13 protein-coding genes and 1 pseudogene are annotated in these 13,135 nt (G+C 61.3%); 4 read left to right on the forward strand and 10 right to left on the reverse strand.

All coding sequences use genetic code 11. The features are described 5' to 3' along the window. The first annotated feature begins 55 nt into the window (after positions 1–55). Both H4P12_RS16050 and H4P12_RS16055 read left to right on the forward strand, forming a co-directional pair. Positions 56–1,354: an ABC transporter permease gene (locus H4P12_RS16050; RefSeq protein WP_187794688.1), complete on the forward strand. Its 1,299-nt coding sequence runs from the start codon at positions 56–58 to the stop codon at positions 1,352–1,354. Positions 1,355–1,358: 4 nt separating this feature from the next. Next, the gene (locus tag H4P12_RS16055) at positions 1,359–2,312 is read left to right on the forward strand and encodes an ABC transporter permease (RefSeq protein ID WP_187794689.1); all 954 of its coding nucleotides are present in this window, start codon (positions 1,359–1,361) and stop codon (positions 2,310–2,312) included. Positions 2,313–2,363: 51 nt separating this feature from the next. Here the strand turns inward: H4P12_RS16055 and H4P12_RS16060 are convergent, their stop codons facing one another. From H4P12_RS16060 to H4P12_RS16085, 6 genes and pseudogenes are all read right to left on the reverse strand, one after another. Further along, complete coding sequence (locus H4P12_RS16060; RefSeq protein WP_187794690.1) at positions 2,364–3,308, reverse strand: AEC family transporter; 945 nt, start codon at positions 3,306–3,308, stop codon at positions 2,364–2,366. Further along, the gene (locus H4P12_RS16065; RefSeq protein ID WP_187794691.1) at positions 3,305–4,123 is read right to left on the reverse strand and encodes an MBL fold metallo-hydrolase; all 819 of its coding nucleotides are present in this window, start codon (positions 4,121–4,123) and stop codon (positions 3,305–3,307) included. The genes H4P12_RS16060 and H4P12_RS16065 overlap by 4 nt, the downstream gene beginning before the upstream one ends. Next, a complete protein-coding gene (locus H4P12_RS16070; RefSeq protein ID WP_187794692.1) occupies positions 4,120–4,929 on the reverse strand; it encodes a TatD family hydrolase in 810 nt (269 codons plus the stop codon). Before H4P12_RS16070 ends, H4P12_RS16065 begins: the two co-directional genes overlap by 4 nt. Before the next feature lie 3 nt (positions 4,930–4,932). After that, positions 4,933–6,045, reverse strand: coding sequence for a DNA polymerase III subunit delta' (locus H4P12_RS16075; RefSeq protein ID WP_187794693.1), 1,113 nt, complete (start codon positions 6,043–6,045; stop codon positions 4,933–4,935). Beyond that, positions 6,042–6,638: a dTMP kinase gene (gene tmk / locus H4P12_RS16080; protein ID WP_187794694.1), complete on the reverse strand. Its 597-nt coding sequence runs from the start codon at positions 6,636–6,638 to the stop codon at positions 6,042–6,044. The genes H4P12_RS16075 and tmk overlap by 4 nt, the downstream gene beginning before the upstream one ends. Then, positions 6,638–7,785: pseudogene (locus H4P12_RS16085) on the reverse strand (D-alanyl-D-alanine carboxypeptidase family protein). Before H4P12_RS16085 ends, tmk begins: the two are co-directional and overlap by 1 nt. A gap of 103 nt (positions 7,786–7,888) precedes the next feature. Between H4P12_RS16085 and H4P12_RS16090 the strand changes: the two are divergent. Beyond that, positions 7,889–8,347, forward strand: coding sequence for an SRPBCC domain-containing protein (locus H4P12_RS16090; RefSeq protein WP_187794695.1), 459 nt, complete (start codon positions 7,889–7,891; stop codon positions 8,345–8,347). Here the strand turns inward: H4P12_RS16090 and H4P12_RS16095 are convergent. Both H4P12_RS16095 and H4P12_RS16100 read right to left on the reverse strand, forming a co-directional pair. Continuing rightward, positions 8,344–8,973, reverse strand: coding sequence for a DUF2270 domain-containing protein (locus tag H4P12_RS16095; RefSeq protein WP_187794860.1), 630 nt, complete (start codon positions 8,971–8,973; stop codon positions 8,344–8,346). The two genes, H4P12_RS16090 and H4P12_RS16095, sit on opposite strands and share 4 nt — an antisense overlap. Positions 8,974–9,097: 124 nt before the next feature. Then, the gene (locus H4P12_RS16100; RefSeq protein WP_187794696.1) at positions 9,098–9,670 is read right to left on the reverse strand and encodes a thymidine kinase; all 573 of its coding nucleotides are present in this window, start codon (positions 9,668–9,670) and stop codon (positions 9,098–9,100) included. A gap of 175 nt (positions 9,671–9,845) precedes the next feature. On the opposite strand from H4P12_RS16100, the gene H4P12_RS16105 reads away from it, so the two are divergent. Next, positions 9,846–11,039: a multidrug effflux MFS transporter gene (locus tag H4P12_RS16105; RefSeq protein WP_187794697.1), complete on the forward strand. Its 1,194-nt coding sequence runs from the start codon at positions 9,846–9,848 to the stop codon at positions 11,037–11,039. 39 nt (positions 11,040–11,078) lie between these two features. Here H4P12_RS16105 and H4P12_RS16110 read toward each other — a convergent pair whose 3' ends face one another. Further along, a complete protein-coding gene (locus tag H4P12_RS16110; protein ID WP_246449343.1) occupies positions 11,079–12,320 on the reverse strand; it encodes a DEAD/DEAH box helicase in 1,242 nt (413 codons plus the stop codon). A 360-nt stretch (positions 12,321–12,680) separates the two neighbouring features. After that, positions 12,681–13,130: a D-aminoacyl-tRNA deacylase gene (gene dtd / locus H4P12_RS16115; protein WP_187794699.1), complete on the reverse strand. Its 450-nt coding sequence runs from the start codon at positions 13,128–13,130 to the stop codon at positions 12,681–12,683. Positions 13,131–13,135 lie beyond the last annotated feature (5 nt).

Below are 13,135 nucleotides of genomic sequence, written 5' to 3' on the forward strand. Positions count from 1 at the left end.
GACATCTGCCGCCGCCCCTGTTTGGGGCGGCGGTCTGAAAAAGTTTGGGAATATCATGGCGAACGCATTAGATCCGCACGCCGCCATTGCGACGGTCGCGACGGGCGAAACGGACGGCACGTTACGAACCGCCGATGGCAAACCGCTGGCCCGCGCGCTGGCCCGGTCGCAGACGCGGGCAAGGCGTAGAGCGTTTCTGCTGGTCCTGCCGCTGCTGGCCTTCATCATGCTGACCTTCGTCGTGCCGATCGGGCAGATGTTGCAGCGGTCGTTCTATAATGACGGCTTTTCGGCCCACATGCCGCAGCTGTCGCAGTGGTTCGCGGATCATCCGCGCGGGACCGATCCCGATGATGCTGCCTGGGCCGCGCTGGCCGCCGACCTGTCTGCCGCCGCCGAGGCGCGGACAATCGGCATCGTTGGCACCCGGATAAACTACGATGTTCCCGGCACACGTTCGCTGTTCACCTCGACCGGGCGCAAAGCCCGCGGCGGGATCGAGCCTCCCTATCGCGAGGCGTTGCTGGAGATGAACGACGACTGGGCCAGTCCACGATTGTGGAGCGCGATGCGCGAAGCCTCGACCCCGCTGACGACGAATTTCTACCTGGCCTCGCTGGATCGCACCCGGAATGATGCAGGTGAGATCGTGCAGGTTCAGGAACGCCAGCGTGTCTATGTGATGCTATTCATGCGGACCTTCTGGCTATCGCTGTTGATAACTGCGCTGACATTCATCCTTGGCTTTCCGATTGCGCATCTTTTGGCCACGCTGCCGATGCGGAGATCCAATCTGCTGATGATCCTTGTCCTGCTGCCCTTCTGGACCTCGCTTCTGGTCAGAACGACAAGCTGGATGGTGCTGTTGCAGCAGCAGGGGGTCATCAACGATATCCTTGTCTGGCTGGGTTTGATCGGAAACGGGCAGCGATTGCAGATGATCTATAACCAGACCGGCACAATCATCGCGATGACGCATATCCTGCTGCCGTTCATGATCCTGCCGCTGTATTCCGTGATGCGCACGATCAACCCGTCCTATGTCCGGGCGGCCCGCAGCCTTGGCGCGACAAGCTGGACGGCATTCCGCAGGGTCTATTTCCCGCAAACGCTGCCCGGCCTTGGGGCAGGGGCGTTGTTGGTGTTCATTCTGGCGGTCGGCTATTACATCACGCCGGCCTTGGTCGGCGGGTCGTCGGGCCAACTGATTTCCAACATGATCGCCATGCACATGACCGATACACTGAACTGGTCCATGGCGGCGGCATTGGCGTCGCTGCTGCTGGCGGCGGTTCTGATCCTTTACTGGCTCTACGACCGCCTGGTCGGCATCGACAATCTGAAGCTGGGGTAATCCGATGGCAGTTCCAACATATGCTTCCCCGCTAGAACGTGCCTGGCACTATGCCTATCTGGTGATCTGCGGGCTGATCTTTTTCTTTCTGATCGCGCCGATCGTGGTGATCATCCCGCTCAGCTTCAATGCCGAGCCGTATTTCACCTTTACCGACAGGATGTTGGAGTTTGATCCAGACGGTTACAGCATGCGCTGGTATGACAGCCTGCTGACATTCGGCATGCAGCGGCCAGATGCGCCCCGTGATCTTGGCTGGTGGGCAGATGCCTGGGCGAATGCGAAATGGGTCAACGCGGCCAAGAATTCGATCATCATCGGCTTCTTTTCGACCATTTTGGCAACCGCGCTTGGCACGCTGGCGGCGCTTGGTCTGTCGCGACCCGAGATGCCCTTCCGCCGTGCCATCATGGCGATCCTGATTTCGCCCATGATCGTGCCGTTGATCATCACCGCGACGGGGATGTTCTTTTTCTACTCGAACCCCTGTTCGGTGTTGGGATGGGTCGGGTTGCCGTCGAATTGCGGGCGCTTGGCGGGCACCTATGTCGGTGTGATCCTTGCCCATGCGACCCTGGGCATTCCCTTTGTCATCATCACGGTGACAGCCACGCTGGTGGGTTTTGACCAATCGCTGAACCGTGCGGCTGCATCTTTGGGCGCAAATCCACGGACGACATTCTTCCGGATCACCATGCCGCTGATCCTGCCGGGGGTGATTTCGGGCGCACTGTTCGCCTTTGTCACCAGCTTTGATGAGGTCGTCGCCGTCCTGTTTATCGCAGGCCCCGATCAGCAGACGATCCCTCGCCAGATGTGGAACGGTATCCGCGAACAGATCAGCCCCGCCATTCTGGCCGTCGCAACCCTGCTTGTGGTGTTTTCGATCGCCTTGCTGACAACGGTCGAGCTGCTGCGCCGCCGGTCCGAACGTATCAGGGGTGTGACACCACACTGAACAACGGGGCGGTGAACACGAAAAGGCCGGGCACAGCACGCCCGGCCTCTTTCATGGCAGGATTGCCAGCCACATCCAGATTGTCAGTATCGACAGCGCGGTCGCCAATAACACGGTGGATGCAGCCACGCGCCGGGCAGCGCCATAAAGATCCGCGAACAGATAGGCATTCACGCCCGGCGCCATCGCGGCGGTCAGCACGGCCGAGCGTAGGCCAGCCGTATCCAGGCCACCAGCTGTCGCCAGACCAAAGGTAATGATCGGATGGATGATCAGCCCGCAAACGCAACACATCGCGATGGCCATCATGTCCCCTTCAGGGCGATAGCGGACCAGAATACCCCCAAGGCCGAAAAGCGCCGCAGGCAGCGCCGCGCGTGCGATCATGTCGACGGCGCCCCAGAATCCTTCGGGCATGACCAGCCCTGCCTGCATCAGGATGTTCATCACGATGCCGCATAGAATGCCGATCACCATGGGCGTTTTCAGAACGCCCGATACGGCTTGCAATGCAACGCGGCCCACCGATAATCCGCTACCACGGGCGCGGGTGAATTCCATCACGGTAATGCCGAACGTATATAGCAAGGGCGAATGGATGGCGATGATGGTCCAGTTCCCGTCAAGCGCATCAGGGCCATAGGCGCGTTCGGTGATGGGAATGCCCAGCAGCAGACTGTTGGAAAACAGGCAGACAAAGCCGATGGCGACACAATCCGCTGGCGGGCGTTTGAACCAGTATTTCGCGCCGGCCCAGCCCAGAAAATAGCTGGCGAATGCCCCGGCATAGAAGGGAAGTAACAGGCCAAGCCGAAAATCCGCGCCAAGGTCCAGTTTGGCCATGGACGAAAACAGCAGCGTCGGGACGGCAAAGGATTGCGCGAATTTCATCAGGCTGTCGACGCCTGACGGGCTGAACAATCCGCGCCACGCCACCACATAGCCAAACCCGATCACAAGGAAGACTGGCAGGATGATGGTGAACAATGCGCTCATATCGCGGCCCCGATATCGGGCGTGTCATCGTTCGCCTCCAATATCATGCCGTCGTAAGCGGGCAGAATATTGGCCGGGATCACGTCCATGACCTGATCGTGGTCGATGTCGATATGCATATTGGTCAGGATACCCAAAGGCGGGTCGATACGTTCCATCCACTCCAGCGTCCGGGCCAGATGGGCATGGCTGGGATGGGGCTCGTAGCGCAGGGCATCGCAGACAAAAATCTCGGCCCCTTCGATGACTGGCCAGGCCGCATCGGGAATTTCGGACACGTCGGGAAGATAGACGAAACCGCCAAAGCGATAGCCAAGCGCGGTGATTTCGCCATGCTGGACGCGGAAGGGAATAAAGGTGACAGGGCCGCCGGGACCATCAATGGTGATCGCCCCCTTGATCGGGTTCAATTCACAGATGGCGGGATAATGGCTGCCTTCGGGCGTCTCGAAGATATAGCCGAACCGATCCTGCAACGCCTGTGCCGTTGGTTTGTCCGCCCAGATCGGCATCTTGCGCTGCGCATTATAGACAAGCTGCCGCAGATCATCCACGCCGTGAACGTGATCGGCATGGGCGTGGGTATAGATCACTGCGTCCAATGTGCCGACATTCGCATCCAGCAATTGCGGCACCATGTCCGGGCCGGTGTCGATCAACACTTGCGTCACACCGTCCGGGCCGGGACGTTCGACCAGCAGTGAACAGCGGCGGCGGCGATTCCTGGGGTTGTTCGGGTCACACGCCCCCCAACGACCCCCAAGCCGTGGCACCCCGCCCGAGGAGCCGCAGCCAAGGATCGTTGCCCGGATCATGCGGTTGCGCCCAAAGCCACCTTCCAGAACAGGCGGTCGAAGTTTTCCGAAGTTTGTCTGGCGAAGTCGGCGTAGCTCATGCCGTAAACTTCGGCGCCGACTGCAGCCGTTTTCGCCACATAGGCCGGCTCATTGCGCTTGCCACGATAGGGCGGCGGCGCAAGGTAGGGGCTGTCGGTTTCGACCAATATGCGGTCCACCGGCGCGGCGGCAAAAATTTCTCGCAGTTCTGTCGAGCGCGGAAAGGCGGCGATCCCTGACATCGACAGATAAAAGCCCAGTTCCAGCGCCGCACGGGCCAGATCCGGACCAGAGCTGAAGCAATGCATCACGCAGCTATATTCGCCCGCCCTGAATTCCTCGGTCAGGATGCGGGCCATATCTTCGTCCGCGTCACGGGCGTGGATAATCAGCGGCAGTCTGGTCTGACGTGCGGCTTCGATATGCAGGCGCAGGCTGGCCTGCTGATCGGCAGCGGTGTCAGCTGTGTAGTGATAATCAAGCCCGGTTTCGCCGATGCCGACCATCTTCGGATGCCGGGCCACCTGAACGATCTGTTCGACTGTCAGCGGTGCTTCCTTGCCCACACTCATCGGGTGCAAACCGAAGGAATAGAAAACGCCGTCATAGGTTTCGGCCAGTCTGCGCACCGTTGGTTCCTGCGACAGCTTGGTGCAGATCGACACCATCCGGCCAACGCCAGCGTTCCGCGCACGGGCAATGATGGCGTCGTGTTCGCCATCGAAATCCGGAAAATCCAGATGGCAATGGCTGTCGACAATCGGCGGGATAGCCGTTTCAGACATGGATCAACTCTTGTCAGGCGATACGGATTGGGCGGGCGGCAAATGCGCCAGCTCTGTCAGCATATCCATCACCAAAGCAGCAGGGTCAAGGTTGACCGCCCGGCCTGTGCGCGCCCGCGCCGACAGGCGCGCCTGCGCGTCGGCCCAAATCCGGGCTGCCTGATCGTCGGGCGACAGCCGAGTCAACAAGGCGCCTTCGCCATTTGCGGCTTGCGGCAAGGGCGGCCCCATCAGGCCCGCGCGGGCGGCACGGGTCAGAAAGCGGTCCAGCAGAGTAATGGTCAGATCAAACGGATCGCCATCCGCACCGGCGCGTCCCGCCGCGCCATCGGCAAATCTGGAAGCAGCCAGACGATCCATGCGCGGCAGGGTGCCGAACAGATCGACCAGTCGCTGAAAGCGGTCCAGCCCATCCTGTCCCGCCAGCCGCAGCGCCTCGCCCACCGAACCGTCGGACAATGCGGCAAGCGGATCGGCATCTTCGTTGATGCCCAGATCCGCCAGAACGCTGGCCATTTGTGCCGGGTTAAGCGGAGACAGGCGCAAGGTCCGGCAGCGTGAGCGGATGGTGGGCAACAGGCGGGCGGGTTGATGCGTCACCAACAGGATCAGTGCGTCTTTGGGGGGCTCTTCCAGAATTTTCAGCAGCGCATTGGCCGCAGCGGTGTTCATGTCGTCCGCGGCGTCGATGATGGCGATGCGGCGGCCGCCTTCGGCCGAGGACATATGAAAGAATGACAGCAGGCGGCGAATTTCATCGACCGTGATCTGGGCGCTCAGGCGTCCCGCCTTGTCATCCCAGGGACGGCGGATCAGTTGCAGCTGTGGTTCCGACAATGCCGCGATGCGCCGAACTTCGGGGGCCTCTGATGGGACAGACAGGTCGTCGCTGTTCCCGCCCGACAGCATCCAACGGGCGATGGCCCATGCGAGCGTGGCCTTGCCCACGCCACGCGGGCCGGTCAGCATCCATGCATGATGCAGGCGTCCGCCGCGCGCGGCATCGACGAATTCGGAAATGGCGTGATCCTGGCCGATCACCCGCGCGGTATGGCGCGGATGCGGCGCACCGGGAACGCGGTCGGGTTCGGGAATGTCTTGGGGGTCGGTTTTCACAGGGCCGCCCGGACGCGTTCTGCGACCTGTTCCGGCGTGCCGCTGCCGTCGATCAGGCGCACGCGGCCGGGATATTCGCGGGAAAGGGCGCGAAAGCCCGCCGCCAGCTTTTCCTGGAAGCCAAGACCAAGGCTTTCAAAGCGATCCTCATTTCCGCCGCGTGCCTGACCACGCGCCAGCCCGACAGCGGGATCGATGTCAATGACGAAGGTCCGGTCCGGCTCGACCCCGATGGACAGCTCATGCAGCTGGTCCACCATCGTTCTGAGATCCCCGCGTGCGGCGCCCTGATAGACGCGCGTAGAATCGGCGAACCGATCCGTAATGACAATCCTGCCCGCATCCAAGGCGGGACGGATCGTGCGTTCCAGATGATCGCGGCGGGCGGCCGTGAACAGCAGGCATTCGGTTTCAGCCGACCAGCGTTCACCCGCGCCTTCGACCAGCAAGCGGCGGATTTCCTCGGCTCCGGCAGAGCCGCCCGGCTCTCGTGTCAGGACGACATCGCGGCCCTCGGCGCGCAAGGCATCTGCCAACAGGCGGGCCTGCGTGGATTTGCCACTGCCGTCGATTCCCTCGAAGCTGAGAAACATCAAAGGCCCGTTGCCTCATAGGCTTTGTTGCCCAGTCGGACGACGGCCCCTTTCATGCGACCGGCAAAGCCAGCCTCGGGGATGTCATCGGATGCCAGCAAGGGGGTAACGGCATCCTGTGCGCCCGGCATGGTAACGACCAGCTGGCCGATCTGATCACCCCGTGCGATGGGCGCCGGAATGGGCGATTGGAACACCGCCTCGACCTTGACCTGATCGCGGGCGCCGGCGGGGATCAGCACGTTAACGCCGTCTTTGGTGGTCAGGCCGATACGCGATCGCGTGCCCAGCCAAACGGGAGCTTCGACCACCGTTTCATTTGCAGGGACCAATGTTTCCATCGTGAATTGGCGGAAGGCCCAGTTCACGATCCGCTCTGCCTCTTCGGCGCGGGCGGTATCGCTTTGCAGGCCGCTGATGACAAAGATCACGCGGCGGCCATTCTGCACTGCTGAACCGACAAGACCGTATCCAGCCTCTTGCGTGTGGCCGGTTTTCAGGCCTCAGCGCCGATGCCAAGCCGCAGCAGCGGGTTGCGGTTGAAGCGATTCGAGGGGACGCGGTCCATATACCGAAACTCGGTCAGGCCGAAATTCGCGTAATACTGGGGAAATTCCTCAATCAGATGCGCGGCCAGAATACCCAGATCCTCGGCCGACATGCGGTGTTCGGGATCGGGCCAGCCGGTCGAATTGCGGAACGTCGAATGTTCCAGCCCAATTTGGCGGCCGCGTTCGGTCATCTGGCGGGCAAACGCCTCTTCCGTGCCGCCCAGACCTTCGGCAACGACCACGCAGGCATCGTTGCCGGACAGCACGATAATACCCTTGATCAGCTGGTCGACGGTCGGCGTGTCGCGCGGTTCCACGAACATCTTCGAGCCGCCCATCTGCCACGCTTTCGTCGAAACCGGCAACGTGTCGTCCAGCTTCAGTCGTCCGCTTTCCAACGCCTCGAACACCATGTTCAGCGTCATCAGCTTGGACATGGATGCAGGCGGGATCGGTGTTTCGGCATTCTTTTCCAGCAGCACCGTGCCGGTGTTGACGTCATAGACCCATGCCGAGGTCGCGTTGGTGTCAAACGCCTGTGCGGACCCGGCAGAGATGCCAAGAACGGTGACAAGCTTCAGCAGTAGGGCGCGCATGGGAATTCCTTTGCCTGTTTATAGTTGATGGTTACTATAAGCGCGAAGCTGCCGCAACGCGGCTGCCCGTGATATGCGCGAATTTGAACGACCCGAGGCGAGCATGACGTTAACAGACAGCGATCTGGATTTCACGGTCTGGGCCATCATGGATGTATCGCCGCAAAAGGCGTTCGATGCGGTGGCCGATCCGGCGCAGCTTGGTCAGCATTTTACCATGGCCGGTGCGCAGGGCGTCATGCAGACCGGCGCGACCGTGACCTGGGAATTCGCCGATTTTCCCGGTCCCTTCGAGGTCGAGGTGGTTCAGGCCGATCCGCCCCGTCTGCTGGTCTTTGACTGGGGGCATCCTTCGGGCAAGGGGACCAATCGTGTCACCTTTCGCTTTGAGCCCGTAGATCAGGACCGGTGCAAGGTCAGCGTGACCGAGACCGGCTGGACCGCCGACAAGATGGGGCTGCAGGCCGCCTATGGCAATTGCATGGGATGGACGCATATGCTGGCGTCGATGAAGGCGTGGCTGGACCACGGCATCCAGCTGCGGCCGGGGATGTTCCGTTAACCCATGGCAAGCGGGTCGCGGCGGCGCTTGGCGCGTGCCTGATCCGCCCGTTCGCTTAGAACCGCGATTGATCCCCAACTGACGCAGTAAAATCCCCCAATCGTCAGGATCAGCCAGCCGGGAATGGGCCCGATTGCAGCCCGTTCCATCAATTCGCCCGCCGATGTCAGCGGGCCGGGGTGGACGATCAGCTTGCCCAGATAGGCGACCGACTGGATCAGCAGGATCCAGAAATAATTGCGCCGGATGCGGCGCCCGATCGCGGTCCACATGCTGACGTGATAATGTGGGTGCAGATAATCGTCGGCCAATCGGTCCTGCCAATGTTCTTCCAGATGCAGATCGCCTTCTTGCAGGATGGGGGCGATGAAATGCAGTTCCAGCCAGCGGCAGCGCGCGCGCCAGACGTTGAAGTAACGATAGCGCCGCGCCTCTAGCATCAGAAAGAAGATGATCAGGATGCCAACCAGAACCAGCGGCAACGGCGATGCCTGTGGCGAGGAATAGGTGATCGACAATGCGACCCCAAGCGTGACCACCGACCAGTTGGTCGTCGTGTCCAGCCGGGTCCGCCAGATCGTCGAACGGTAGACCTCGCCCCGATACAAATGCGCGATCACACCCATTTCTGCGGCGTCCAGCTTCTTGCGGGGTTGTTTGTTCCCGTCCAATCGCTCTCTCCCTGCCTAACAGATTGGCAGGGGGAGGCAATTTCGGCAAGCATTTGATGCCCAAACGGGCGGATGCGCGTCAGATGCCGACGGCTTCCCGCCAATGGCGGCGGCACAGCGAGACGTAAGTCTCGTTCCCGCCGACCTGCACCTGTGCGCCTTGGGTGATGGCATTGCCGTTTTCGTCGCGACGAATGACCATCGTGGCCTTCTTGCCGCAAAAGCAGATGGTGCGGACCTCTCGCATGTCGTCGGCCAAAGCCAGCAGGGCGGCAGAGCCGGGGAACAGCTCTCCCCGGAAATCGACGCGCAGGCCGTAGCACATGACGGGGATATTCAGGTCGTCGGCCACGCGGGCCAGCTGCCAGACCTGCTCTTTGGTCAGAAACTGCGCTTCATCAATAAAGACGCAGGCGCAATCTGCCCCGTGCGTTTCGATCAATGCGAACAGATCGGTCCCGGCGTCAAAGGTCAGCGCGTCGGCGGCAATACCGATGCGGCTGGCGATGCGGCCCCGACCGGCGCGGCTGTCCAGCGCGGCCGTCAGCAGCAGCGTCGCCATGCCGCGTTCGCGATAGTTGTAGGACGCCTGCAAAAGCAGGGTGCTTTTGCCGGCGTTCATGGTGGAATAGTGGAAATACAGCTTGGCCATGCGATCAGATAGCCGGGCGGGTATCCGCTATCAAGCGCCATCAGCCGCCTTCCAGGGCTATCCGGCTTGTCAGAATGGCGAAATTATGCGATAGGCTTTGCACGGCGGCGGGCATGATCCTCTTGGGTGCGATTTTGCGCCCCGTCTTTATCTATCAAAATACAGGTTCAATCCGATGCGTGACCCGATGTTCCGCATGGCCCTGATCTTGGGTCTTCTTTCAGCCGTTGGTCCATTTGCGATCGACATGTATCTGCCCGCGCTGCCCGAAGTTGCGCGTGATCTGCACACGGATGAGGCGACGGCCGCACTGACGTTGACATCCTATTTCATCGTCTTTGGCTTCGCTCAGATGATCTATGGTCCCATGGCGGACGCCATTGGGCGCAAAAAGCCATTGATGATCGGCGTTGGCATCTTTCTGGTGGCGACCATATTGGCTGCCATTGCGCCGACGATGACCGCATTGATTGCGGCGCGCGCGATGCAGGGGTTGGGCGCGGCCACATTGATGGCTGTGCCGCGCGCGGTGATCCGCGACATGGCGACCGGCCCGGCGGCGGCCAAGATCATGGCGACCATCATGATGGTCATTGCCGTGTCGCCCATGCTGGCCCCGCTAAGCGGTGCGTTCATCATGCAATGGGGCGGCTGGCGCGAGATTTTCTGGGTGCTTGCCGCAGTCACCATCATCAGTCTGGTGCTGATCATCTTTGTGTTGCCGGAAACGCTGGCACCGGAAAATCGTCAGCCGGTGCGGCTGGATCTGATGTTGTCGGGCGCGGGGCGTCTGCTGACAGATCGTCGCTTCATGGGGCTGACCATGATCGGCGGGTTTGGCATGGCCAGCTTTTTCGTGTTCCTGTCGGCGGCCAGCTTTGTCTATACCAAGCAATATGGCCTTAGCCCGAAGCAATTCTCGATCGCCTTTGCAGTCAATGCGATAGGGTTCTTTGCCGCATCGCAATTCGCGGGCTGGATGACGCAGAAATTCGGCATGGAGCGGGTGATTTCGGTTGCGATCACAATGTTTGCGGCGGTCGCAACGACGCTTGCCATGATTGTCGTCGCAGGCTTTGATTCCCTGCCGGTGGTCATGGTGGGATTGTTTGTCGGGAACGCCTTTCTTGGGCTGGTGATGCCCACGGCCATGGTCATGTCGCTGGATCCGCACCCGGATATCGCCGGGCTGGCCTCGTCCCTTGGCGGCACGGTCCAGATGCTGACCGGTGGCGTGATGATTGCCGCGACGGGACCGTTTCTGGACAACACCTCGTCAACCATGGTTCCGGCGATTGCGCTTTGCGCACTGCTGGGCTGGCTGGCGGCACTGCTGTCCTTGCCACGGCTGAAGCTGCGTGCGGCATAAACAAAAAAGGCCGCAGAGAGATCTGCGGCCTTTTGTGTCTTAACCCTGAGCCTTCTGGCTTTTCGGACGACGCGAGGGGCGGCGCGCCGGGCGTTTGTTGCCGCCATCCTGCATCGGCGGTTTGCCACCGCGACCACGCAGACCGCCACGGGACGGCTGTTGCGGCATCGGGGGCGCTTCGCCGCCAATCACGGGAATCTGCGCCTTCATCGCCTTTTCGATTGCCCGCAATTCGCCAATCTCGGCAGGCGAACAGAAGGCGACGGCGCGGCCATCACGACCGGCGCGTGCGGTGCGGCCAATCCGATGGACATAGTTTTCCGGCACGTTCGGCAGGTCATAGTTATAGACATGCGCGACCTCTGGGATGTCCAGACCGCGTGCGGCAACGTCGGTTGCCACCAGAATCTGGGTTTCGCCCTTGCGGAACGCATCCAGCGCACGTTCGCGCTGACCCTGACTTTTGTTGCCGTGGATTGCGGCGACAGCAAAGCCCCATTTGTCCAGCAGCTTGGCCAGCTTTTCGCTGCCATGTTTGGTGCGACCAAAGACCATGGCCAACTCGCCCCGGTGCTTGGCCAGATATTCCGCCAACAGTGCGGCCTTGTCGCCTTGATTGACGAAATGAACGCCCTGGTCGATCTTTTTCGCGGCCTGTCCCGGAGGGTTCACCTGAACGCGGATCGGATCTTTCAGATAGGTGTCGGCCAGTTCTTCCATCAGCTTTGGCATGGTGGCCGAAAACAGCAAGGTCTGGCGCTGTTTCGGCAGCATCTTGGCGATCTTGCGCAGCGTGTGGATGAAGCCGATGTCCAACATCTGATCGGCCTCGTCCAGCACCAGATAGGTGGCGGCTTCAAGGCTGATCGCACGGCGATCGATCAGGTCCATCAGACGGCCCGGCGTGGCGATCAGCACGTCAACACCGCGCGACAAACGCTCGGTCTGGACGTTGATCGAGGCGCCGCCAACGACCCGATAGCTGCGGATCGGCGTGCCTTCGGCATAGGCGTCGATATTCTGCGCGATCTGCGTCGCCAGTTCCCGCGTCGGCGCAAGGATCAGCGCACGGCAGGTCTTGGGATCGGGCTTCTTGCCGAACTTGATCAACCGGGTCAGCATCGGCAGGCCAAAGGCTGCTGTCTTGCCAGTGCCGGTCTGGGCAAGGCCCAGCACATCGCGGCCATCCACGACGGACGGGATAGCCTGTTTCTGGATCGGCGTCGGATCGGTCAGACCCATTGCCGCGATATTGGCATTGATGCGTTCATCAATACCCATGTCGAAAAAGGGACCGGTCGGCAGCGGATCGCGCGACGGGGCCTGACGCCCCGGATTGACGCGGGCGCGTTGCGGGCCGGGACGGCCCTTTGGTTTTTCGCGGCGAAAATTCCCGCGGGATTGTCTTTCTTCCATATCAATAACTCATCCCCGCATCCCCCGTATCGGATGCAGGGCAGGGGCCACGCGGCAATGGCGTGGCAATCAGCAGGGATGCGGGCGCGATACGAGGGTGCCCGCAAGCCTCCCCGCGTGAATGGGAAACTGGGATTGTGTCGCGCCGTTGGCGAAAAAAAATCGCGGCTGCTCACGCGGCAGCGGGCGGCGACTTGTGCCAGATGGGGTCAATCGCCCGTAAAGTCAAGCCCGGTCAGCCGTGTCCAGCCAGATCGTCACCGGCCCGTCATTCAGAAGCCGCACCTTCATATCCGCGCCGAATTCGCCGGTTTCGACGGGAATACCCTGTTTGCGCAGGCTTTCGGCAAAATGCTGATACAGCTGCTGGCCTATCTCGGGAGCGGCGGCGCTGGAAAAGCCGGGGCGGTTGCCGGTGCGCGTGTCGGCGGCGAGTGTGAACTGGCTGATGACCAATGCGCTGCGGCCCGTATCAAGCACCGACCGGTTCATCCGCTCCTGATCGTCGCGAAAAATCCGCAGCTTGGCGACGCGGGCGGCGAGTTTGTCGGCAGCACTTTCATCATCACCCTGCATCGCGCAGACCAGAACCAGCAGTCCGGGGCCAGTCTGGCCAATGATCTGACCTTCTACCTCGACCGAGGCTTCGGTGACGCGTTGGATCAAGGCACGCATCAGAA

Source organism: Paracoccus amoyensis (assembly GCF_014490725.1).
GTDB classification, from domain to species: Bacteria; Pseudomonadota; Alphaproteobacteria; order Rhodobacterales; family Rhodobacteraceae; genus Paracoccus; species Paracoccus amoyensis.